The following is a 26,071-nucleotide window of genomic DNA, read 5'->3' on the forward strand; positions in this document are numbered from 1 at the left end:
AATTAATCTTATTATATTTCTTTTCATCTGTCAGTTGGTTTTAATTTTTGCTAACGTGATTGTGTATGGTTAGTTGCGTGGTTAAGTAACTAAGTTAGCAAACATTTACGAACCCGTGAATATTCCGCAGGAATATTCGCAAGTAAGCTCAATAAAGCAATTAATTATACACGGTGTTAGGCAACGTTTTTTATTAGTTTATTAATCAATTTAGGAATTCCGATTTGTATTGCCAGATTACTTTTACCTATCGATTCCAATAATTTGTTTGCATTCAATTCTTTTATATTTTCATATTCCGATTTAAATTCCGAGTAATCCATTCCGACCGAGTTTAAATATTTTCCAGCATCACTTTTTTTGTCAGCGAGCATTGCAAAAATTAAATGTTCAGGTTTGATTTCTGTATCTCCGTAAATCCAAGAATAATATTTTGCGTTTTTTATACTCGTTTCTATTTCTTTAGTCAAGTAGTAATTCCCTTTGACTTCTTCATTCTTTTCTTTAATCAGCGATTTTGAAAGTTGTTCAAATTCCCAATTTCTATTTTTAAATATTTTGTTCGGCACATTATCAAATTTTAGCATTCCAATTAGGAAATGATACGACGAAAGATAACTCCAACCGCATTCAATAGCTGTTGCTCTGCTGTGTTTTGATAGCTCGTCAAATTCCTTGTTGAATTTCATTTTCAAATGTTGCCTAACAATTGTATATGCGTACTAGTACGCATATTTCTTTTTTAGAATTACTAATCTAAGGGATTTTTAATACTTTCAAAAGTATTTGTTGCGACATGGGTGTAAATTTCAGTTGTCTTAGATGATCCATGACCTAAAAGTACCTGAATTTGTCTTAAATCCGTTCCCGACTCTAATAGGTGAGTGGCAAAACTATGTCGTAATACATGTGGAGTAACCCTAACCCTAATTTTTGCTTTCTCTGCTGCTATTTTTACAATTTTAAGCACGCTAGCTCCGCTATATTTCTTTCCATTTCTTCCTTCAAAAAGATATACTTGTGGGCGATATTCCGCAAAGTAAAGCCTTAGATGACTAAGAGATGTTTTAGATAACAATGTTTGTCTATCCTTGTTACCTTTAGAACTTTCTACGCGTAACAACATACGCTTACTATCCACATCATTTAATTTGAGATTTAATAGTTCGCTACGTCGTAAGCCTGAACCATACAATAGCTCTACAATACACTTGTGCTTGATGTTGTTAGTATTATTAATGATGGAAAGTATTTCTTCCTTAGAAATTACAATAGGCAGTTTAGATTCTTTCCTAGGCCTTTCAATTTCGTAAAATCTATTAGGCATTCCTAAAACTACTTCGTAGTAAAATTTGATGGCATTTATGGCTTGATTTAAGTACGAGTTAGATACCTTTCGATGAATTAGTTTTTGCAAAAACGCCCTGATGTCGCTTTCATTGATGGTGTTCAATTCTTTTTCTTTGTAATGGTTAATGAACATTTCAAAAAAACCTACATAGGTTCTGACCGTACTGTTAGCATATTTTTTTAACTCTAGTTTTAATAAATAATCTTCAGGGCAGAGCCTGTAATCTGGTACAGTTTTTCTTTTACGAAACCATTCAACATCAACTTCGTCGTTGTTTGTATTAATTGGTTTGTTGGTTAAAAACCGATTGTAATTAATCCATACAACACCTTTAAAAGTGATAAATATTATACCAAGGTTGTCTTTAGTATTAAGAATGTAAGCCATGTTGTGCTGTTTGCTCCATTTGGGGTTTGGAAGGCCTTTTATCAAACTTTGTATAAGCCGATCAGGAGAAAATTTTATGCCAATCATCTTTTGATTTTTAATCATCAAATGATAGAGAGTAATTGATTTCATAGAATTCATAATACAATGCTAACTAGGTTTTATGAATTAAATAGTATATTATAAGTATAATATACTATTAATATTATGAGCACAAAAAAATGTCCAATTTGCAGTTCTCTTGTAAAAGGTCGCACAGATAAAATCTTTTGTTCCACAAAATGCAAATCAATTGACCAATATGAAAAACGGCAAGAAAGTGAAGCTTTTTATTTTATGGTGGAAAGACAGCTTAGAACCAATAGAAAAATATTAAAGAAATATAACAAATCTGGTTTCACAACCCTTCGAAAATCTAAACTAATTGAAGAAGGTTTTGATCCAAAATTCTTTACCCACTACTGGAAAAATCAAAAAGGAGAGGTTTATCTATTTGTGTATGAATACGGTTTTTTAAATAAGAACGAAAATGGGAAGAATAAATATTTATTAGTCACTTGGCAAGATTATATGAAATAATTATTATAACAATTTATGCGGTATAAATCGCATATTCACTCTAACCATTTCGAAAGAGACACCGTTCTTCCTGAGTTGCTAAATAATAATAGCTTAACTATTTGATAAGTTTTGAATTTAAAAAATGAATCCTTAACTTTAAGAAATAAAGAACTACATCATTTGTGTCTATTTAGCATGTAAATTGCAGAACGGTGTACAGCTTTAAATTAGCAAGGTAAAATATTGATAATCAAAGTGATAGAGTAGTTTAATTAAGTCTGTCATCCCGACAGAATTAAAAAGTGAGCTGTGCAAACAGTTCACTTTTTGTTTTCATGCGTGCCACAAACATCTTTTGCATAAAGCGTTCGAAACAAAAAGTGAGAATGTGCCACCTGTCCGGATAGAGAACCTAGATTATTCAATTAGTCAAAGGCGAATACTTGGTGAAATTTACTTCAAATATTGGCAATTTAAGAACTTGATTGGAGCTAATTTTTCTCTCATTACGTTCTAAGATTAACAGCTTCTCCATTTATCTAATATCTTTCATATTAATGGTGAACAATCTGGAAAAGGCCATTCTAATTTTACATACCGTCATTTTACTCTAGAAGGTTTTTGTTTTTGCTGCGGATTTACTGGAAATGCTCTTTTCAAAGTCACACAGATACAATTCATCTCTTTCCGGCAATTCCTGAAAATTGGTTGGATGTTAGCTTTGAACAACTAAGAACGGAAGGTGCTTTTCTAACTTCGGCAGTAAGACAGAAGGGTAAAGTCTTAAACGTTAATACAAGATTTACAAAAGAAGGAGAATTAAAATTAATGAATCCTTTTGGAAAATCAATTTTTTCGTGTAGCCAGAAATACAGGGTGGAGGATAGTAATATTATAATTATTGAAACAAAATAAAACAAAATAGTATAATAGAATTGAAAGTAAGGAGCTAGTATTCAAGTTTTGTAAATTCGCTGCAGGATTGCGTTTAAAAGAACGTTCCTATAGATTTTTTGGAGACCAATGCGAGGGAAAACTATCCTTATATTTTTAGTATGGATAAAAATATAAAAGAATTTAGATGGTAGTAACTCGGCACGCTTTAAAAGCATGTTGTCATATTAATATCAAAAGAAGATATTTTAAGTATAGAGTTAAAGGTGGAATTTTCTATATAGCTCATTGAATTAAAGTTTCAAGATCCAATAATCAGTGTTTTTTTGAAAAATAATTAAGATATAGAATCTTTGATTTGCAAAGAAAAAAGTGCAATAATTAAATATATAATAATGAAGGGTAAATTAATGTTTTTTTTGTTTTTGTTTTTTTCATTGCATGTTGGTCTTTTTGGACAAGCAGAATTGCATCACAAATACTTTTTTGTTTCTCCCCAGGGTAATGATGGTAACTTAGGTACAATAGAAAATCCTTTAGCAACTTTTGAAGGTGCTAGAGAATTAGTTAGAATATTTAAGAAGAAACATAACAAAACACCAATCACGGTTTACTTTAGGGGAGGTAAATATTACCGAACTCAATCAGCAATTTTTACAGCGGAAGATTCAGGAGGTAAGGATGCTTTAGTCAGCTATAGCGCCTATCCTGGAGAATCTCCTGTTATAATAGGAGGTAAGCAACTCTCATTAAAATGGGAAAAGTACAAAGAAGGAATTTTTAAAGCTAAAGTTCCAAAAGGTGTTGAATTTGAGTCGCTATACATAAACGACGAGCAACAGATATTGGCTAGGTACCCTAATTATGATAATCAAGTACGTATTTTCAATGGTACGGCCGAAGATGCAATCTCCCAAGAAAAAGTAGATCAATGGAGTAATCCCGAAGGAGGGTATTTTCATGTAATTCACAAAGCTCTTTGGGGAGGTTTTCATTTTAAAATGACGGGGAAAGATAAAGATGGTAAATTAGAAATGACAGGCGGTTGGCAAAATAATCGTCCTGAAAACGGACTACATCCTGAACTTCGTTATGTTGAAAATATTTTTGAAGAATTGGATAGTGAAAAAGAATGGTATTTAAATAAAGAAGAAAACACGTTATACTATAAGCCGGTTTCTGGATTGGACCTAGAAAAAACTCATGTAGAAATAGCTTATCTAGAAAATTTCATTCATATAAAAGGAACAGAAACAGCTCCGGTAAAGCATATAACTTTTGATGGATTCACTTTCAATCGTTCGGTCAGAACGTTTATGAAAACAAAAGAACCATTGTTAAGAAGCGATTGGACTATTTACAGAGGAGGTGCTGTACTTATTGAGGGAGCAGAACATTTCAAAATAGAGAATTGTAAATTTAACCAGATTGGAGGAAACGCTGTTTTTGTAAGTGGTTATAATCGTTATGTAACTATTACAGGCTGTCATATATTCGATGTAGGTGCCAGTGCTATTTGCTTTATTGGTGATCCATCTGCAGTAAGAAATCCAAAATTTATACCCTATGGCCCACCAGTTTCAGCAGCTGAATTAGATACAATTACTGGACCCAAAAATAATAAATATCCTGCATTTTGTATCGCAGATAATAATTTGATTCACGATATGGGGAAAGTGGAAAAACAAGGAGCCGGTGTACAAATTAGTATGGCCATGAATATTACTGTAAGCCGTAATAGTATTTACGATACCCCACGGGCAGGTATTAATATTGGTGAAGGTGCTTGGGGAGGTCATATTATAGAATTTAATGATGTGTTTGATACGGTTCTTGAAACTTCTGATCATGGTAGTTTTAACAGTTGGGGACGCGATCGTTTTTGGATGGCCGGAAATGATGAAACTGAAAAACGTGTTGAAAAATTTCCAGAATCAGTTTTATGGGACGCAGTTGAGACTACCGTTTTACGTAATAACAGAATGAGTTGTGATCATGGTTGGGATATTGATCTAGATGATGGGTCATCTAACTATCATATTTATAATAATTTATGTTTAAAAAACGGTATTAAGTTACGAGAAGGTTATTATAGAAAGGTAGAAAATAACATTGTTCTAAACAATGCAATTCATCCACATGTATGGCTAGAAAATAGCGGAGATATTATTAGAGGTAATATTTTTGGAAGTGCTCACCACCCTATAAGAGTAAAAACGTGGGGAACAGAAGTAGATTACAACTGGTTTGTATCAGAACAAGATTTAATAGAATCCCAAAAATATGGAATAGAACAGAACAGCAGATTTGGGGATCCTTTATTTGTTAACCCCGCTGATGGCGATTTTTCACTAAAAAGTGAGAGTCCCGTTTATGCTTTAGGATTCAAGACCATTCCAATGAACCAATTTGGAGTTCAAAAAGAAGACCTTAAGAAAATAGCGAGACAGCCGGAAATCCCATCTATAAAAACTACAGAAAAAGCGCTTCAATCAACCTATAAATTTTATAATGGAGAAGTAAAGGAGATTGAAAGTTTGGGCGAATTATCTGCAACAGGTATGCATGATAAAGTTGGAGCTCTTGTAATAGAAGTTCCAACTGAAGGTGTGTTCAAAAAGTTATTACTTCAAAAAGGTGATGTTATTATAAAAGTAAATAATGATACTATTAATAACATTCAATTTTTTATTGAAAACCATGATTGGTTTAAGAACGCAAATAAGATAAAAACTATTACGGTCTGGAGAAACCAAAAAGAAAAGACACTTAAATAAGTGTTTGGTAGTGTCAAAAATAACAATATAAATAATACAGTTTTACTGATGATATAAAGTAACAATCTATGAAAATGGTCTGCTGAATGGAGTTTTGAAAAAAGTCAAATTAGCTAAAGTAGCTTCGTGGATAAATATGACAACGAATAATCCCGATGCTGTTTAACCCTACTTAAGAATTTCGTAAAAGTTTATGTATTCCGGAATTTCGTCTTAGGAAATAATATATAACTTGTACTTATAATTTTATATTTAAGAAATTGTATTTTGTTACATTAGTAAGTAAAGCATTTTAACTAAAGTTCATTTATTGTATCGTCAACAAATCGGAAAATAGCTTATTTTTATTAGTGTTATTGATAGATTTACAAGTTTTTATGCAGATGTGTTTAATCTTGTCATCCTGACTATAATTTGTAAAGCCTTAAGAAATCTATGATTTTTTAAGGCTTTTTTGAGAATTCAATATGAATCAATGTAAATTACATAACCATTTTGAGCTAAACAGTGTCTATTACATCAAAGATTAACAACTTCTCCCGTTTCTGAAGATGTATACGCTGCATTCACAATATCTAACACAATTTGTCCTTCTAAAATACCAGGAATAGGGGGAGTTCGAGTTTTTATACAATCCACAAAATGTTCCATTTGTTTGGTGTAAATTATTTGGGCACAATGATCTTCACGCTTTGGAAGGTCGGGTATAATTTCTTCAAAAGACTCTACACCTGTCGTTAGTTTCAATTTTGTAGGGAATAGAGTTGCATAACCTTTTGTTCCAAAAAGGCCTGTACTTGCTTCTGGACCGTCCATATGCGGATGCCACCAACCACTTTCAATAATGCTTTCTGCCCCGTTGTCCCATGTAATCACAATAATTCCAGTATCGTCGACATCATAATCGCCGAATTGCGTTGAAATTCTAGCATAAACCTTAATAGGTTTTGGGTCTCCCAATAGATATCTTGCCGTGTCGATAGCATGAACACCCATATCGGCAAGTGCACCGCCACCAGCTAATTCTTTATTCGTAAACCATCCTTCTGGTCCCCAATTTTCGTGAATTCCGTAGCCTTTTGTTTTGAAAATTTTTCCCAGTCTCCCGGCATCGATTGCATCTTTGATATAATTAGTGTCGATATCAAAACGCCACATATGTCCTACCATAACCAATCTTTCGTTTGCTTTGGCTGCAGCTTTTATTTGCTGTCCTTCTTTGGGATTAATTCCCATAGGCTTCTCAAGAAAAACGTCTTTTCCACTTTCTAAAAATGAAATGGCGTAAGGGGCATGAAATTGATTGGGCGTACTAATGATAACACCATCAATTTCATTATTCTCGATTACTTTTGAGATATCTGTATAAGCTTCTTTGATATTATACTTAGCGGCAAATTTTTTGGCACTTTCGATATGTTTAGAAACCACACAAACAATCTCCACATCGGGCATTGTTTGCAATCCACGGGCATGAAAGTCTGCAATATAACCAACACCAATAAGTGCTATTTTAATAGTTTTCATAGTTACTTTTTTATTAAAAGCTCATCAACAATTTCTCCTACTTTGTTATAAGTTGTGTATTTCAAAGTCTTATCGGTTAATGTCATATATTGGTAAAATTGACCATCCTTGAACCGCTTTTCAGCATAAGGTTCTTCGCCAATATCATCATGATTTCCGTTTGTTCCGATAGATACTGCATATACAGTTCCGTCTTTAAAAGAGTCCACAACTTTTCCATTATTAATAGGCTTTGATCGCATATAATAATGAATATGACCAGACATGACCATATCAACATGGTATGTATCGAAAAGGCCACCCCATTCTTGTTGAATGTCTAAATAAGGTTCCTCAAAATTATATGGTGGGAAATGAAACATGGCGAACTTCCAAGTGGCATCCGAATTTTTTAATTGACTCTCTATCCATTGAGTTTGTGCTTCATTAGGTTGGGTGGAGTCAATCATTAGAAATAAAGCATTTCCATACTCAAATGCATAAGTGCTTTCAGGATCTACGTTTTTAGGTCCGTTTTCAGGTAAACTAAATAGTTGATAATACATCCAGGCGCCCAAACCATCTTGTCGATCATGATTCCCAGGAACTGGCATTAAGGGTTTATAGGAGAAGACATCTTCTGAATATCCAAAAAATTGATCCCATTCGGATCGGTAGAGTCCGGTGGTTACAACATCACCTGCAATTGAATAAAATGAAGTTTCTGGGTGTCGAAGGTTCGCATCTTTAAGTAGTTCGGCCCATTTCGGGTCTCTATGTGTATCTCCAAACCATATAAACGAGAAATCCTTCGTATACTTTGCTTCGGTTTTAAAATTCCTGACTGATGACCATGAATTGCCTACTTCAGAACCAACGCGATATTCATAGATGCTTCCAGCCTCCAAATTGTTCAGATTAGATGTAAATCGATTAATATATCTATCATTATATAACATTCTATCTTCCATTCCTGATACCGATGCTTTTGAGGCAATGGTATCAGAAGTGTTTTTTTTCCAATATTGTACAGTTCCTTCTTTGACGGTAGTGTTGGACCTCCATTGTACATCTATAGAACTTGTAGGGTCCTCACTCCAGGTAAGCACAATTTGATCGAGTTTATTCGATGATGGGAATATCGTTTTTCGAAAAGCACCTTCTACATGCGCTTCCCTAGCCCTTCCCCTCACTGTTGTAAATAATATTTGACCTTCAAGTTCTTTGGGCAAATCCGTAATTTTCAAATCTGACCAATCATGGTATGTAAAAGCTCCTTTTTTAAAGATTTCTAAAGAATATTTCTCAGGATAGCGTTCTGTGATTTTAAGCTGATCATTACTATTCTTTGTACCTACTGAAATAAAATAAGTAACTCTGTCCATGTCAAAACCTGGTATTCCCAGATTCACCCAACCTGCGTTAAAATCTTTTTGCCAAACTTCATACTCATAGACTTCATTTTTCACGAGTTCATTGGTTTTTACAAATCCGCTTTCTTTTAACCAAAATGGTACAGTGGCTTGATTTACATGTCTCATCAATGAAACCGTTACAGGCACGTTTACCTTAAAATATTGGTAGCGGGTAGCTAGTACCGATTTCTCGCTATCGGTCAAAAAATTGAGCATAAAAGTATCGTCAATAGAATCGTAGTTCTTTGGTGCTACGTTTTCATACAATCTTGTTATTACAGTATCCATCACCTCTTTTACAGAAGCATTTTTTTGTGATTCTTCTTTCTTGGTTTCGGAACAGGAAAAAATTAATAATAGGGTTGAAACAATTAAGTATTTTCTCATTTGACAATAATGTGTTTATTACTCGAATTTTACTATATTTTTTATATCAATGTTCGGGTAGTTTGACTAAGTATCTAATTCGTTTTGGAGAAAGCATTGAGCATATCTACTAAATGGTCTGTTAGGATAAAATTGACTCCCGCTTCCAATAATGCCTTTACTTCAGTTTCCTCTTCGGAGTGAAAATAATTGACTTTAATCCCGTTCTCCTTTAGCTTTTTTAAATCTGTCAAAATATTTTCATCATCCCTACTACTTTTTATTTGAAGGAATGCAAAGCCATTTTCTATGGTGCCATCAATATAATCGGCTCGTGTGGTTAAACGTTCCATGTTGCACATCATAAGGTTGGCATTTACGCTCTTTACACCTTTTGCAGCATCATTTTCACAGGCAATAACTGATTGATGTGTTCTATTTGCTGCAATCACGGCTTCTGCTGTTGCCGCCCCTAAACGTTCATCTCCTTTTAAATGGATGTTCAGCCATATATTCCTAGGCATTATATCAAGAACTTCCTTCAAGGTAGGAACCCTTTCTCCTTTAAACTTTCGGGATTTCCATTTCCCTGCATCAAACTTTTTAATTTTATCTAGCGTAAGGTTACTAACATACCCACGGCCATTTGTGGTTCTGTTCACCTTATCATCGTGCATAATCACTAACTGATTGTCTTTGGTCAGTTGAACATCAAACTCTATCATCTGAGCACCTAACCGAATAGCCTCCTCAAATGCCGCCAAGGTATTTTCAGGGTGGGTTTCATTGGCGCCCCTATGCGCACAAATGCCCTTTTCAGGTAAACGGTCTTGCTCTTGGATTTTCGGAGAATCTTGCGAAAAAACAGTAGTAGAACACATGAATAGAAAAACAAGACCTATAGATAATTTCATATGTTTAAATATTTTTCCTTTAAGAGTTAGCAATTTCTACTTGTAAGCAGGGTTAATTACTCAATCCATCAATTCCTCGGCATGGGTATAAATCTTTTTTATGGCTTGTGCCACTACATCCATATCAGCCTTTGATCCCATTAATACCTTGTGATGGACGCAAACTGACTCTTCCTTGAATATGCGTTCACAGACAGGCAAAGAAAATCTTTTGGGGTCAATAGCTTTCCAATACGCATCGTTTAATTTATGTCTTGCAGGTTTTGTGTGAGGCACGTATAAAGAACAATTGTTTAATGGCTCGTAACTGGCATCTACTATAATTCCTAATTCAGCCTCCAAGGCACTTCTGAATTTTTCAATGGGCAAGCCCTTAAATTCATTTTTATAATACCTGAACGCAAAATTAAAGTACGCTTTTTTAGTTTCCCTTTTATCGCGGGCAATAGGAGCAACCCCTTTAATTTCTGAAAGTAATGCATTTAAATATTTGCCGTTTGCATCCCTATTGGCATTTTGTGCTGGTAGGCGTTTAAGACCTTCAACTAAGATGGCCGCCTGGAATTCTGTTATTCTAAGATTTCCAGACTGAATAAAATTACCATCGTCATCTCCATAATCTCCTGCACCTTTATCTACTTCTTCAAAGGCATCAGCTTCCGGTCTTCTTCCACAGTTTCTAAGTGCGTCTAATTTATCGGCCAATTCAGAATTGTTTGTAGTTACAGATCCACCTTCACCGGCGGTCAAATGTTTGGATAATTGATAACTAAAACTACCAATATCACCAATACTACCTGCTTTTTTTCCATTCCATTCCCCTCCATGCTTGTGAGCACAATCTTCAATAACATAAAGATTGTGTTTTTTGGCAATAGCCATAACAGCATCCATATCGGCAAAAGCTCCGTATAAATGCACTGGTATAATAGCCTTTGTTCTTGGAGTTATTGCTTTTTCAATTTCTTTTGGATCAATACACCAGTTTTCTTCACTAACATCTACCAAAATTGGAGTAGCATTTACGTCAATTATGGTAGCGGCAGTAGCTTGCCAGGTTAGACCCGGCACAATAACTTCATCGCCCACACCTATGCCCAAAGCTTCAAGGGCAATTTGTAAGGTAATGGTTCCATTGACAGTACAAATAGCATGTTTTACTCCAGTGAATTCAGCGAAAAGTCGATTGAATTCTATCTCTTTTGGCCCATTATAGGACCAAATTCCACTATTAAGTACTTCAATAAGAGCAACCTCTTCTTCTTTGCCCCAAACTGGCCATTTAGGCCATGGTTGTGCCGTTATATCGCGACAGGGACTTCCACCTTTAATTGCTAATTTCTCCATAAGTAATCTTATTTGAATTCCAGGCTTCTACTTTAAGTTCGACCTCTGCGTTGTATTTGAAAGTTGCGTGTAATGTTCTTTTTTCCCCGGGGAGTAGACTAATAAAATTATCTTCCCAAAAAATAGGCAAAATAGGTTCTCGGTTATTTTTGTCCTCCAATTTAAGGTTTATTAAAAAGGCAATTGCATCACCTGTATTTTTAAGAGTTACCGTCATTTGCTGCTCGTCTTCAATTTGTGCAAAATTATAATCCACAGCGATATCAACTTTATTAAGGGTATTAAGTAATGTAAAATCGGCATAGATTTTACTAGGCGTATGATAGGCAAATTCGCCTAAATCAGCTTCATAGTCTAATGTTTCTTCTTTAGTCGATAACCAATAAAAATTTGTGTCGATTTCTTTATTTGTGTCGTCAATTAGACGCAGGTCAATAAAATAAGTAGTGGACAAGTTATCCAAGTCTTCAATTTCATATAAGGAATGAAAGGTATCCTCTGAAATGTTAAATTTTATGGTTTTGTCTACATATAAATTTGCCTCGATATCATAAATGCGGACTCGGGCCCGTAAGTTTTCAACAATATGTGAATAATCATTAATGGCATAAATTTTATGGTCGCCGTAATTGTATACAAGGTGTAATGGAGAACAGGCCTTTTGAGTAGCATAGAAAGCCCCAGTTGGCATAAGATAATAGTCATAAAGCTGCCAATACATTTTTGGCCAAGCGGCATTCAACATCCATTGAATGATACCTGTTGACCGATCTTTGTGAACTTGAAAGGCCTCGAACATAGGGCGCATCAATTCATAGTTCATCGCCTGTGCCTTTTTATCGAAATCCTCAATATTGGACGGAGATCCATATCGTTCATTAATGGCGGTGACAAACCGACTTAGGTCTGCAAATTCATAGCGACCACAGTGATAATTCCAAACATCACTTATGGGCCAAAGCTTGTCTTCAGGAATAAATTTCTTTAAACTTTCTAATTGGGGTACTTGGGCACCCGGGCCCGTTTCAGTATTGAAACCATAAGCACCTCCAAAATTTGTGTCTGTAAACCAATAGACTGGGGCGGTATAGGCGTAAGGGCCTAACATTTTCACTCCAGATGAGCCACTAATTTCACTGATAACATCTTCACTTCCTATAACATGCTGGTCACTTCCAACTCCTCCTGTTGAATTCAAATAGGGGCGGGTAGGGTCATATTTTGCGAAGGTATCAATGTATTTTTGTTCCAATTCGGTAATGGGTACTTTGTCACTGGCGACTGTCCATACGAATATGCTCGGGTGGTTACGCAACCAGATTAACTGATCTTCCCATGCTTGGGCGACATGATCAATGTCTTCGGGTTTGTAAACTCCTCCAAAACGTTCATTTACGGGTACACCCATATGAATTTCATGTTCCCAATGGCAGCTCCAGCCAACCATGAGTAATATACCATGTTCGTCACAAAGGTCATATAGTTTATGGTCTTTTCCCCAAAAACCTTCCAAACGAATCGTATTTAAATTCATTTGTTTGACGTATTTCACCTGTGCTTCAATATTCTCGTCAGTGTCCATTAATAAAAGGTCGTCGGTCCAACCAGCACCTTTAATTAAGACTTTTTTACCATTGATTTTATACCCACGGTGAATATCATTTATCCAATAGTCTTCAACTTCGCGAATACCAAAGTTGACTTCAATAGTATCGGATATATTGTCATTTATGATAAATTGAAATTCTAATTTATAAAGATCTGGATTTCCTAAATGTACAGGCCACCAAAGTCGAGGATTATCTACGTTCAGTTGGGGGTATGCTGCAGGGTCATATTCGATGAGTATTGAGCAATTTGCCCCTATGGTTACTTTTTGTTCGAACTGTATATTTTCTATTTTACCGACTAGAATTCCAGAAATAGCTGCACTAGTAGTGTTTTGTAATTCTGCAGAAACGGTAAGTGATGCCTTATTTAAATTTTCAAGATCAACCTTTGATTGAACAAAGGGATTCTTAATTTCTATACCCTCAAATAGGTGAAGTGTTACATTTCTAAATATACCCATATTACCATCTGGCGGAGCTGGGTTCCAATCGACGAAACCAGTACTGAAGTCCCCTGGTTTAGGAGGGATAATTTCTATGGCCAATACGTTTTCACCCTCAATAGTAGCAGCACTAGCATCGAAAGAAGTAATACGATATGCCCCATTTATAGTTTTAGAGTCGGCAATTAGATTTCCATTTAACCAAACATTAGCCTTGTAATTTATACCATCAAAATTAAAACTGGCATTTAGATCTGCTTGGTCCTTAGAAATTTGAAATGAAGTTGTATACCACCACGGAACTTCAAATTGTTCAGTTGGGATATTTTTTAGGTTTTCACCAAAATATGGATCTTTATATATTTGATTAGCAACCAAAGTACCCAAAATAGTAGAGGGAACTTTGGCCGGTAACCAATTGGTAGAAAGTTTGGTATTCGTAGATATTTCTTTTCCGTTTTGGGAAATATGTTCTGAGGATTGGATTTTCCAGTCCTCGGTCAACTTAATCTTGAAGGTTTTGTTTGACATACGGATTACATTATAAAAACTACTTGGCTTTCAATTTTTTTATGGTTTTTCTTGCTTTCCATATCATACCTCCTCCAATAGAGATTAGAAGCAATCCTGCAATCATATCGGTCATATGTTCAACAAAAGTTTCCGTATAAATCATAGCAAAAAGTACAATAAACCCAAAAACCAGAATGAAAAATCCAAGAGCATTATTAATTTGAGCGGCTTTTATGCCCGCATTTATTTCATTTGTCTCCATACTTTGTTGATTAAGGGGGGTTAAAAATGATTATAGATCGATGCCAAAATACATAGAACAGCAATTGACCATAGTTTTAAATTATTCCACCAGTGACGATCTTCCTTTGCTATACCCTCATAAACATATTCATTGGGTAATAACAAGACTAAAAGACCTATTACTGCATATAAACAAAGAAATATCATTTTTGCAGTTTCTTGCGAAACATCGGAAAGCCAATCAAAATTGAACATATTACAGTTTTTTATTTTTCGATAAAATTTTAGAACTAAACACCAAGCCTTGCAATTGCTCCGCCGTATGTTTCTTAGTCAGCGAACTAACGGATACGTTTATGATAACACCTAATAAGAACGACCACCAAGAAATATAAAGAAATGGATCTTCTATAGTAAAGAATTGTTCTTTAAAAACATTTAGATAAACGGCAAATCCTATTCCAATAACCAATGCCGAAAGTCCTCCCCATTCCGTTGATCTTTTCCAGAATATACCTAATAGAAGAATGGAGAATATCGGCCCTTGGAAATAAGACATAAAGGTTTGAATAGCCACGTAAATACCTGGAAAATCACTGCTAATTGGAGAGGTAGCTACTCCTATTACCAATAAAACCAAGGTCGTAATCTGCCCAACTTTTAAATAATGCTTGTCATCGGCACCCTTTTTAATAAACGGTTCGTAAATATCTTTTGTAAATAAGGTTGCGGTAGAATTTAACAATGAATCTACACTAGACATTAAGCCAGCGAAAAATGCCGCAAACATTAAGCCAACCAAACCAGGAGGCAGAATAGATTTAATCATCAAAGGAAGTGCTTGATCGCCATCTGCCAATCCAGGATGAACTACGACAGCCATAAGACCCGGAAACAAAACTAATATGGGGATAAACATTTTAAGGGCAGAACCAAAAATCATACTTGCTTTTGCATGCCATTCGTTTTTTGCGGTAAGACAGCGCTGTACAATAGACTGGTTACCTATCATATACGCGTTGGCCATCACAAAGGTTAGACCGAATAAAATCCCTGTCCAGGGAAAGGGGGATTTCGTATTCTGTGATTGTATGATGTCGAAATGGTTTCTATACTCAGGTCCCATTGTTGCGATTTTTTCAACCATGTTGTCCCAACCTCCAACTTCGTAAAGACTTAGAAAAACCAGTGCAAAACCACCGATAAACATTATAACAAATTGTACTACATCGGTCATGATTACTGCGGTAATACCTCCAAAATAAGTATATAGGCCAACCACTCCAGCAGTCGAAACAATAGAAATCCATATGGGCCACCCCATTAGAACATTTAAGAGTACCGCACTGGCCCAAAAAAGAACACCTAAATCCAAGGCGAAAAATAAAATCCAAGTTACCGAAGCAATTGTTCTTACCTTTTGGTTATACCTTCTTCCCAAATATTCTGGTATAGTGTACATACCTCCACGCCAGAAATATGGAATAAAAATAAATGCCGCCAACAACATGGCAGGTACAGATCCAACCCAATCAAAATTTCCAACTGAAATTCCGTACCTATAGGCTTGTCCTGAGACTCCTACAAAATCTAAGGCCCCAATATCAGAAACGACGATAGACATACCTATAGCCCAAAATGGTAAACTTTTTCCACCCAGAAAATAATCTTCAGAACTGTTAACGAACTTTTTAAAGTAGAGGCCCAATAAGAGCATTCCGATGATGTAGGCGATAACAATAAAATAATCTATTCCTGCGAGCATAGTTTCCGTTTATTAATACTCACAAATTAACTTGAATTAGAGATATGGAATTTGTTATATCTTATTTTGTTTGCATGTAATTTTAACCCATGGGGCCTTTGTTTCAAGATTATAGGGATAATTGAGTTAAAATACATATAATATTGTGGAATTGGTATTTCTGTAATTTTAACTAGGACTAAAATTTAAATGGCCTATCGAATGCAGTTTTGTCTATTAATTCATGCACACTATTATTTTAGCGGTTGCTAGCCAATACAGTAATGTTTTATTAAATGATAGAAGGTAATATTATGAAAATCAAGTTATTAGATAGTTATATGACTGAAGGGCTTATTACTTTTAGGACAAATCCAAAAATAAAGCTTAGGTATTTAGGAATAGTACCTACTAACTATTCGTAAAAACTTATTATACTTATATGGTATGGTAGTACTTAACTAATTAATAAGAAAAATTTAGAAAATTTAACTATCTACTAAAGAGTTGTTAGGGATGGTTAATTAGCCATTTCAATTATAAAAACTTAATCGTTATTATTATAGGTATAAAAGTATATCTAAAATACAGGTAAAATTTTCCTCAATGAAGCTAATGGTTAAAATAATAACTAGAAGATATTTATTGTCTTGTATTTTAATAGATAGGTGTCAAAGCATCTATTTTAATAGTTAAAGAATTTTCTACTATTTTATTTTGGTTCAAGTAGAACACTTTTCTTGAATCCTAAGTTTTCTATAATACTAGGTTTCCAATTTAGATTTAATCATTGACTCTTATTTTAGTTTTAAAATTTCTGCAAATTTCCAATGTGTTAAGAATTCAAATTAAATCAGTACATAACCGAGGCTTTTTGCCTATCTGAATAAAAAATATTATGCATTGATCTTTTCCGTTAAAATAGTTGCCATTTAGTGAGGAAACTTATATAAAATGTAATAAATATCTTAATCTTTCAATAAATAAGACTAATGCAATATTAACCTTTCATTAAATAATTAGTTAATTAATAGTCAAAAAAGATAAAATATCACATGAATATAATATGATACTATATGTTTTAACATAATTTTTAGGATAGATTTGTTTTATCAAAATAACTAAACTAAAATTTTTTAATCGAACAACTATGAAAAAAAGAAACTTACAATGGTTGATGTTTCTTCTGTTAAGCATGTTTTTTGGCATCGCACATGCTCAAGAAGAGGTAACGGGAGTCGTCAGCAGTATTGATGGAGAATTGTTACCCGGGGTTTCAGTAGTACTCAAAGGAACTATTACCGGGGTATCTACTGATTTTGATGGAAATTACACCATCCAAGTACCAAATAATAGTGCAGTTTTAGTGTTTTCTTATTTGGGAATGACTACACAAGAAGTTGTTGTAGGTAATCGCACTACTATTAATATGACTATGGAGGCTTCCTCTGAGGCATTAGATGAAGTAGTAGTTACCGCACTAGGAATTACTAGGGAGAAAAAGTCCCTTGGGTATTCAGTTGCCGAAGTAGATGGTGACGACCTTACTACAGTTACACAAGAAAATGCATTAAATGCATTAAATGGTAGGGTCTCAGGTGTTCAGATAAATTCAACCGGTGGTGCTGGGTCTACTGTAAGTGTGATTCTACGTGGAGCATCTTCACTAACAACAGATAACCAACCTTTATACGTAATTGATGGGGTGCCTCTTTCAAGTGGTCTAACTAATATTGGAAATGTAGGTGACGGTGTTGCAGTAGATTATGGTGGAGGTATTGGTGATGTGAATCCAGATGATATTGCGAGTGTATCCGTATTGAAAGGACCTAGTGCAGCTGCATTGTACGGTTCTAGAGGTGGTAACGGTGTCATCCTAATTACCACAAAATCTGGTAAAAAAAGTAAGGGCTTAGGTATTTCTTTTAGTTCAAGCAATGTATATGAAACACCATATAAGTTCTTAGAAAAGAGTAATCTCTTTGCTAACGGTAGCCGTCCAGATCCAACCACTTCTGCAATTGATGAAAATTCTTCAGGATGGATCGGTCCAGAATTAGATGCCGGTTTAAATGTAATTCAATGGCCTTATACTGCTGATGAAATTGCAAGTGGCGTAGCAAATGCAACTCCTTTAACTTCTAGAGGCAAGAATAATGCAAAAAACTTTTTTGAATCTGCAATTACTTCAACGAATACTATTGCTATCGAAAATAATACCGATCGCATGAATTATCGTATGTCTTATACGAATATGAGGCATGAGGGTTTTATTCCAAATTCTGATTTAGAACGAAATACTTTTGCAATCAACAGTGGGTTTGATGTAAATGACAAATTAAAAATAACGACAAGTTTAAAGTATGTTATTTCAGGTGCAGATAACCGCCCATCTACGACTGATAGAAATGCTAATCCGTTACAGGCAATTTATGATATTAATCCTCATATTGATGTTCGTGATTTAAAAGATTATTGGTTAATAGAAGGTCAGAGTCAGAATACACCTTATAATTTTGGAGATGATCCATCTGAGTTTGAGTTTAATAATCCTTATTTTGTTGCGAATGAAATAAACAATGGTTTCGAGAGAAAGAGATTATATGGTAACGTTCAAGGGGATTACAAATTTTCAGACAAACTTTCCCTTATGCTACGTTACGCTTATAATGATAGTCATGAAGTTAGAGAGACTACGATTTCAAGTGGCTTTAATAGAGAGAGAAACGGAGCTTACGGTATAGTGAATATTGATGGAGTTGAAAGCAACGCTGATTTTTTACTTTCCTATAAAGATAAATTAAGTGAGAACTTTAGTTTTGGTTTATCTGGTGGTGGTAATACTAGAAATGTAAATAATGGTATTGTATCTACCCAAACTAAAAATGGTGGTTCAGGATTAATCATACCAAACCTTTTCCTATTATCAAACATTGCATCCGACAATATTGAATATTCAGAAATACAAACAAAAGAGCGTGTAAACAGCTTGTATGCCTTGGGTAATATTAGTTATAAAGACATGATGTATGTAGATGCAACACTTAGAAATGATTGGTCAAGTACATTACCTGATAGCGATAACAGTTTCTTGTATCCATCGGTCTCTACAAGTATCTTAATGAATAACATTTTTAATTTAGGTACAAACGTGTCTTTATTGAAATTAAGAGTAGGTTGGGCACAGGCAGGTAATGATACCAGCGCACACAATTTGTTTACAATATTGAGTAATTCTGGTGATTGGGGCACGGCGTCACAATTGACAGTGCCTGCTGACTTAAAGAACGATAAGATTAAAGCTGAACTTAATACTTCTACGGAATATGGTGTTGATTTGTCGCTTTTCAAGAATCGTTTGACTATGGACTTAACATATTACGAGTCTGACAATGAAAATCAAATTTTTCAAAAATCTCTTCCTATTTCATCTGGTGCATCAAGTAAACTTTTTAATGCAGGTAATTTGAATAGTACTGGTTTTGAAGCTAGTTTAGGAGGAGTTCTAATTGACAAAGCAGATTTGCGTTGGAATATGAATTTAACATATTCAACTAACAAGACGATTATAACCGAATTAGCTGATGGTACTGATTTTGTAAAATTTTGGGGCGAAGCAAAAGGTGGAGCATATACTTGGGTAGGCGAAGAAGTAGGTCAAATTATAGATCGTGATTTTGTTCGTGTTGATGATCCAAATTCTCCATATAATGGTTGGCCTTTATTAGATGACGAAGGATGGGAAGATAGTGATCGTACATTATCTGATGAAGATGGAAATAGAGCGGCTCCAGTTATTGGCAATTACAATCCAGATTTTAAATTGGGTCTACAAACATCAATTCAGTACAAAAACTGGAATCTATCAATGAATTTTGACTGGAGAAAAGGTGGACAGTTCGTTTCTCAAACACATCGTTATTATGAGTCAGATCTTCAAACAACAAGATGGCTAGATAAAGTACATGATTTAAGTGATGTTGGTGATATACCAACCTATATTAAAAATAATGCTGATCAGTTTTTATCGCCAAATGGTGATTTCTACCCACTTGTTGGGGGGCCAACAGCTGAATATGGCGGTTTCCCGGTTGATGATTTGAATGATGGTGTATTTTTACCAGGGGTCATCGGATCTTATGATGAAGATGGTAATTTTGTAGCTGACCAAGAGAATATTGGTGGACCAGGTACACAATATCATACCTACGGTGATAACTATGCTTGGGATTTTACCAGAGCTTCTACTTTTGATGCTGATTATTTAAAACTAAGACAGATTTCAATTGGCTATACATTTGATAGTAAATTTTCTCAGAAAATTGGAATGCGCAATTTATCGCTTTCGTTGTTTAGTCGTAATATCATCTTATGGACAAAAGCGGGAATCAATATTGATCCAGAATCTGCTTTCCAAAATTCTGGAGGTGTACTGTCACAGGGCGTTGAAAGATTTAATGTTCAGCCATGGGCAATTCCAGTAGGTATTAAATTGAACGCAAGTTTCTAAATAAAATTAAAAAATAAGAAGATGAAAATAATGAAAAACATAGCTATTATATTTCTATTGATTCCATTATTGCTTGTAGTTTCTTGCGATAACGATCTAGTTGAAATAAATGAGAACCCTAATGGTGTAGAGCCTAGTGAGGCCGACCCCAATTTGTTGATGAGTGCTGTAATGACTGGTTTGGCAACAACTACAACAGCCAGAGGATACGGGAATGATACCGGTAATGCTGCTCAATTTACGCAGCGTGATTCTTGGTCAAGCAATCGTTACGATTGGGAAACAGGTACCATATGGTCAAAGAATTACGAATTATTACGAACGAATAAAGTTGCTTATGACAGAGCGGTAGAACTTGGTTTAACCTTTCATGAGGGAGTTACTTTAATATTGAATTCAATGTTGTTCGGTAATTTAACCGATTACTATGGTGACATCCCTTATTCTGAAGCCCTACAAGGAATTGAGTTAGAAGGAGAACGACCAGCTTACGATTCGCAAGAAACCGTATATAAAGGAATCATTGCAGATTTAGAAACTGCTTCAAGTCTTTTAGGTGCTGCAAATTATGAAGGAGTCTTAGATAATCAAGATGTATTTTATGGAGGTGACGCTTCAAAGTGGCAAAAATTGGCCAACTCTTTAGCTTTGCGTTATTATATGCGCTTATCTGAAAAACTACCTGCTTTTGCTCAAGCCGGGGTAACAAGTACACTTGCTAAACCTTTGTTTAGCGAAATCGATGATGAACTAGTATTGAATTATTTAGGCGGTGTTGAAGATCAATCTTGGCCTAATAGTGGACAGTTCGGTTCTGCTTCTGAATTTTATCGAGTTAAGCCTTGTACTACTTTAACTGACATGTTAAAGGAATTAGAAGACCCTAGAATTTCGGTTTGGTTTGCTCCTGTTGCAATACCTACTAAGGTAGTACCTGCTGCTGAGGTGCCAGGTGGAGGTGATTTAGTAGAAGCTGACGGTGTTCGTTATATTAATGAAGAGACATTAGATGCCAACAATTACGCGATATACTCGGCAGCAACATATGCCGCAGACTTACAAGCAGACAAAAAACTAATTGATACCAGTAGTGTATATGTTGGTTTGCCGGTGGCTGTAAGTAGTGTTGATCCATATGAGTATAACTTAAATTCAGAAGGTTCAAGAGGGGGTACAAACGCTTATGTATCAAGAATGAATGAAGTTTTCAACCAGAAAGATGATGGTGGAAACCTTTTGAAATCTAGATTATTTTCTTACGCAGAATTATCATTCTTAAAAGCTGAAGCAGCAGTAAGAGGCTGGGGTTCTGATGCAGAAGGTAATTATTTGGAAGGAATTAAGGCTTCTTTAGATGTTTGGGGTATTGGTGATAGCTATGCTGATTATATTACAAACACAGGTGTTGCTTTCGATGGCACATTAGATATCGTTATGCAGCAAAAATGGATTGCTAATATGTTCAATGGAGATGAAGCTTATATGGATTGGAGAAGAACAGGTTTTCCTGACTTAAAAGCAGGTCCATTTGCTCGTGAAGATGTTATGCCATTAAGATTTATTTACCCTAGTGATGAAATTGATTTAAATAGTGCTAATAATGCCGCTGGTGCTGCTTCTTTAGAAGGTACACCTTATAGTACTACTGATTCTAATGACAGTCCATATGCAAGACCTTGGATAGTACAAGGTGTTTCACAACCGTGGTAATAGAAATTCTATGCGAGAGATTATTTTGCAATAATATTGTTTGTGTTAGTTTTTTAAATTGCCTGGGTTTTCCCAGGCAATTTTATATAGAATAGCTTTAGATATATGAAAAAGAGTATTGTCAATTTATAAGCAAACTGTAATGCTCATATTAGGGGGTTAAAAATCAATTAAATTCTCAATAATATATAAAGTTGAGAAAGAACAGTACCTAGAAAATTAGAAAGTAATGCGCGATGGTTCTAGTTTTTAATGATCATTTGTACCTAACAACGGTACTATGTATTACCTGAAAAAATCAGTGATTATCCTGTAGGATTTAGATATGTGATGGATATTGAAAAAAATAGTACCCATTAATTCGAAATATGAAAAATAATGTCAAAAGCAATATTATTATTACTGCTATTGGGCTTAAATTTCTCTTGTACTGAGCAAGTGAATGATAGTTTGGATCTATCAGATGCAACTATTTTAGTATCTACAGATATTAAAAACCCTATTCGTGAAACTGCGGAAAATGTGTTGGTCGAGGAAATTGAAAAACGCACTACAATTAAATTGTCCAAAGCAAACGATTGGAGTTCAAACACTACAATTGCCTTAGTCTTGCAAGGCGATACCGATGTTATTGGTAAAAAAGTTCCTGATATGAAAGGTGTCGATGAATCACCTATAAAAAAGGAAGGCTATCGTATTGTTCATGAAAAAGAAGGAAAAAAAGATATTATGTGGATTATCGGTGCCGATGCTCGAGGAGTACTTTATGGTATTGGTAAACTGCTGCGGATTGCTGAAATGGAAACTGGACAAATACAAATCGCCAATGATTTGGATATTGTTTCAGTTCCCGAATATGCGCTTCGTGGACATCAATTCGGGTATCGAAATACAGCGAATTCTTGGGATGCTTGGACGGTTGAACAATTCGACCAACATTTTCGGGAACAAGTACTTTTTGGTGCCAACAGTTTTGAAAATATACCTTTTCAAGACCCTTCGTCCAGTCCTCATTTTAAAGTGAATCCACAGGAAATGGAAGTTCGTTTAAGTGAAATATGCGAAAAATATGATGCGGATTATTGGGTTTGGACCCCTGCTCCGCATGATTTAAACATCCCAAATGCACATCAAAAGGGTTTGGAAGAACAAGAAGCATTTTATGCCCGATGCCCAAGATTAGATGGTGTATTTGTTCCTGGTGGCGATCCGGGCGAAAACCATCCTTCCAAATTGATACCTTATCTTAAAGATTTATCTGTAGTATTAAAAAAATATCATCCCGATGCTGGAATTTGGGTGTCTCTGCAGGGTTTTAATGAAGAAAAGGTTTCTTATTTTTTTGAGTATCTGAAAACTGATAATCCTGATTGGTTAAAAGGGCTTGTTTATGGGCCAAGTAGTCCGCCTATAGATGTTGAACGTGAGCTATTGCCTGAAAAGTATTTGCACCGTTTTTATCCTGATATCACTCATACGGTACGGTGTCACTATCCTGTAGAGCGATGGGATCAGGCATTTGCCTTGACATTAGGGCGTGAACCTTGTAATCCGCAACCTCTTCAATACACTAAGTTGTTTAATAAGGATATTGGGTATACCGATGGTTTTATTACCTATTCCGATGGTTCTCATGATGACGTAAATAAAGTAGTTTGGAGCCAATTGGGTTGGGATTCCAAGCAAGATGTGCATGATATTATTTTTGAATATTGCCAGTTTTTCTTCGGACCAAAAGTTGCCGAAGAATCTGCAAAAGGAATTTTTGCTCTGGAACAAAATTGGGTCGGACCTGTTTTAGGTAATAACGTTATTGCAGAAACCTTGACTATTTGGCAAAAATTAGAAACCCAACACCCCGAGTTATCCGAAAATTGGAGATGGCAGCAATTGGTTATGCGTGCTTATTACGATGCTTATATACAAGAAAGGCTTACCTATGAAAAGGGTCTCGAATTCAAAGCCTATGAAATTCTTGCCAATGCTGATACTATAGGAACAGAAAAAGCTGTAAATGATGCGCTTATTTCTTTAGAAAAAGCGGATACCGAGTTGGTGGCTCAAAATTTAAAACAGAAAGTTTTTGACTATGCCGAAGGGCTGTTTCACTCCATTGGAGCACAGACAAGTGTGTCAAAGTATAATGCTCGTAGTGCGGAACGTGGGGCGATTCTAGACTTTATAGATTACCCTTTAAATAATAGATGGTGGCTAGAAGATGAGTTTGAAAAGGTCGAAAAGCTCGCTACCGAAAAGGAAAAATTGGCAAGACTTGAATTTATTAGAACGTACGAATTCCCTGGAGATGGTAGTTTTTATGATAACATTTCGAGTGCCGATGCCAAACATGTGACCTCTGAAACAGATGACGCCATTGACTATTTATGGGAAAATGACGGAGTAAGTAGAAAACGGTTGTCCACCCAATTATTTCAGTTTTCTCCAACTTTGGAATATGACGAACTTGAAGCCGATACAAATTATCTTATACGTGTTTCTGGATATGGTGAGGCGCTTTTACGAGCTAATGGTCAAAGATTGAAGCCTACTAAATATGAAAAAGGTTTTGAACAATTTAAGGAATTTCCACTTCCGAAAGACCTGATTCAAGATGGAAAATTAAAGATCACTTTTGATAAACCCGATGAGGAACATTTAAATTGGAGAAAGCAGTCTAGAGTTACCGATGTATGGCTATTAAAACAGTAAAAGGTAATCTTCAATATTTTTTTACCAGACTTTGTTCTTGGTGATTTAAGAAAAACAAATATAAATAAATGATGGACCAAACACATTCAAAAGAACCTAAGGCCTTTTATGTAGGCCTTGATATTGGTGGTACCAAATGTGCCATTGTGTTGGGTGATGGTAATTTCAATATTTATGAGAAAGTATTTTTTGAAACAAAAGTAGAGCGTGGACCTACAGCTATCTTAGATGAATTTAAGCAGCATATTCACCGGATTTTCGAAAAATATGATCGTAAAAAGCTGATAAAAATAGGAATAAGTTGTGGCGGTCCACTTAGCTCAAAAATGGGATTGATAAAATCACCACCAAATTTACCGGGCTGGGATGATATTCCAATAGTAGAAATCCTTGAGGAAGAATTTGGGGTGCGTGTAGCCCTTCAAAATGATGCCAATGCCTGTGCGCTTGCTGAATGGATGATGGGGGCAGGAGTAGGAACCGAGAACATGATATTTCTGACCTTTGGAACTGGAATGGGTGCCGGACTCATACTAAATGGTAAAATATACTCGGGTACCAATGACCTTGGGGGAGAGGTGGGCCACCTTCGTTTGGCTGATGACGGACCTATAGGTTTTGGTAAAGCGGGGTCTTTTGAAGGTTTTTGTAGTGGTGGAGGTATTGCACAATTGGCTAAAAGTGCTGTTGAACATAAACTAAAAAACAATAATACCGTCAGGTTTTGCTCTTCTTTGGAAGATATCGATACCATTACAGCGAAATCGGTTTTTACTGCAGCTCAAATAGGAGATCAGGTAGCACTGGAAATTGTAAAAATTTCTGCAGTGTATCTCGGCAAGGCGTTGGCCATACTTATCGATACCTTAAATCCTGAATGTATAGTCATCGGTAGCATTTATGCTAGAAATGAAGCCTTGCTAAAACCGTTGGTTTATGAGGTACTCGAAAAAGAAGCTATCCACGCAGCGCTTGAAGTGTGTCGTATTTTACCTGCCAAATTAGGAGATAAAATTGGAGATTATGCAGCGCTAGGTGTTGCCATGCAATAAATAGGAGAACCAAGAACAA

General features: G+C 35.3%; 17 protein-coding genes. 7 read left to right on the top strand and 10 right to left on the bottom strand.

Annotation, left to right across the window (positions count from 1 at the left end; all coding sequences use genetic code 11):
- Positions 1–176: 176 nt before the first annotated feature.
- On the bottom strand, positions 177–689 hold the full coding sequence (locus tag AAC084_RS09850; protein ID WP_339840007.1) for a Clp protease N-terminal domain-containing protein: 513 nt from the start codon (positions 687–689) through the stop codon (positions 177–179).
- 62 nt (positions 690–751) lie between these two features.
- On the bottom strand, positions 752–1,825 hold the full coding sequence (locus tag AAC084_RS09855; protein WP_339840008.1) for a site-specific integrase: 1,074 nt from the start codon (positions 1,823–1,825) through the stop codon (positions 752–754).
- A gap of 120 nt (positions 1,826–1,945) precedes the next feature.
- On the opposite strand from AAC084_RS09855, the gene AAC084_RS09860 reads away from it, so the two are divergent.
- The 3 genes from AAC084_RS09860 (at position 1,946) to AAC084_RS09870 (ending at position 5,970) form a co-directional block, all read left to right on the top strand.
- Positions 1,946–2,317: a hypothetical protein gene (locus AAC084_RS09860; RefSeq protein WP_339840009.1), complete on the top strand. Its 372-nt coding sequence runs from the start codon at positions 1,946–1,948 to the stop codon at positions 2,315–2,317.
- A gap of 690 nt (positions 2,318–3,007) precedes the next feature.
- A complete protein-coding gene (locus AAC084_RS09865) occupies positions 3,008–3,214 on the top strand; it encodes a hypothetical protein (protein ID WP_339840156.1) in 207 nt (68 codons plus the stop codon).
- 374 nt (positions 3,215–3,588) lie between these two features.
- On the top strand, positions 3,589–5,970 hold the full coding sequence (locus AAC084_RS09870) for a peptide-binding protein (protein ID WP_339840010.1): 2,382 nt from the start codon (positions 3,589–3,591) through the stop codon (positions 5,968–5,970).
- A gap of 519 nt (positions 5,971–6,489) precedes the next feature.
- On the opposite strand, the gene AAC084_RS09875 is transcribed toward AAC084_RS09870, so the two are convergent.
- From AAC084_RS09875 to AAC084_RS09910, 8 genes are all read right to left on the bottom strand, one after another.
- A complete protein-coding gene (locus AAC084_RS09875; protein WP_339840011.1) occupies positions 6,490–7,497 on the bottom strand; it encodes a Gfo/Idh/MocA family oxidoreductase in 1,008 nt (335 codons plus the stop codon).
- Positions 7,498–7,499: 2 nt separating this feature from the next.
- Complete coding sequence (locus AAC084_RS09880) at positions 7,500–9,278, bottom strand: metallophosphoesterase family protein (protein WP_339840012.1); 1,779 nt, start codon at positions 9,276–9,278, stop codon at positions 7,500–7,502.
- Positions 9,279–9,352: 74 nt separating this feature from the next.
- Positions 9,353–10,171: a glycerophosphodiester phosphodiesterase family protein gene (locus tag AAC084_RS09885; protein WP_339840013.1), complete on the bottom strand. Its 819-nt coding sequence runs from the start codon at positions 10,169–10,171 to the stop codon at positions 9,353–9,355.
- Between the two features lie 60 nt (positions 10,172–10,231).
- A complete protein-coding gene (locus AAC084_RS09890; RefSeq protein ID WP_339840014.1) occupies positions 10,232–11,518 on the bottom strand; it encodes a DegT/DnrJ/EryC1/StrS family aminotransferase in 1,287 nt (428 codons plus the stop codon).
- Positions 11,499–14,102, bottom strand: a complete 2,604-nt coding sequence (locus AAC084_RS09895; protein ID WP_339840015.1) for a glycoside hydrolase family 2 TIM barrel-domain containing protein — start codon at positions 14,100–14,102, stop codon at positions 11,499–11,501. Before AAC084_RS09895 ends, AAC084_RS09890 begins: the two co-directional genes overlap by 20 nt.
- A gap of 19 nt (positions 14,103–14,121) precedes the next feature.
- A complete protein-coding gene (locus AAC084_RS09900; RefSeq protein WP_339840016.1) occupies positions 14,122–14,346 on the bottom strand; it encodes a hypothetical protein in 225 nt (74 codons plus the stop codon).
- A gap of 20 nt (positions 14,347–14,366) precedes the next feature.
- Complete coding sequence (locus tag AAC084_RS09905) at positions 14,367–14,582, bottom strand: hypothetical protein (protein ID WP_339840017.1); 216 nt, start codon at positions 14,580–14,582, stop codon at positions 14,367–14,369.
- Position 14,583: 1 nt separating this feature from the next.
- A complete protein-coding gene (locus tag AAC084_RS09910) occupies positions 14,584–16,092 on the bottom strand; it encodes a sodium:solute symporter family protein (RefSeq protein WP_339840018.1) in 1,509 nt (502 codons plus the stop codon).
- Between the two features lie 1,129 nt (positions 16,093–17,221).
- On the opposite strand from AAC084_RS09910, the gene AAC084_RS09915 reads away from it, so the two are divergent.
- The 4 genes from AAC084_RS09915 to AAC084_RS09930 all read left to right on the top strand — a co-directional run bounded on the left by AAC084_RS09915 (position 17,222) and on the right by AAC084_RS09930 (position 26,052).
- The gene (locus tag AAC084_RS09915) at positions 17,222–20,581 is read left to right on the top strand and encodes a SusC/RagA family TonB-linked outer membrane protein (protein WP_339840019.1); all 3,360 of its coding nucleotides are present in this window, start codon (positions 17,222–17,224) and stop codon (positions 20,579–20,581) included.
- A 21-nt stretch (positions 20,582–20,602) separates the two neighbouring features.
- Positions 20,603–22,291 carry a SusD/RagB family nutrient-binding outer membrane lipoprotein gene (locus tag AAC084_RS09920; protein WP_339840020.1) on the top strand — a complete coding sequence of 563 codons (1,689 nt, stop codon included), beginning with the start codon at positions 20,603–20,605 and terminating at the stop codon, positions 22,289–22,291.
- Positions 22,292–22,669: 378 nt separating this feature from the next.
- The gene (locus AAC084_RS09925) at positions 22,670–25,000 is read left to right on the top strand and encodes a hypothetical protein (protein ID WP_339840021.1); all 2,331 of its coding nucleotides are present in this window, start codon (positions 22,670–22,672) and stop codon (positions 24,998–25,000) included.
- Positions 25,001–25,068: 68 nt separating this feature from the next.
- Positions 25,069–26,052, top strand: coding sequence for an ROK family protein (locus tag AAC084_RS09930; RefSeq protein ID WP_339840022.1), 984 nt, complete (start codon positions 25,069–25,071; stop codon positions 26,050–26,052).
- Positions 26,053–26,071 lie beyond the last annotated feature (19 nt).

It is taken from the genome of uncultured Maribacter sp., assembly GCF_963977385.1.
Taxonomy (GTDB): Bacteria; Bacteroidota; Bacteroidia; order Flavobacteriales; family Flavobacteriaceae; genus Maribacter.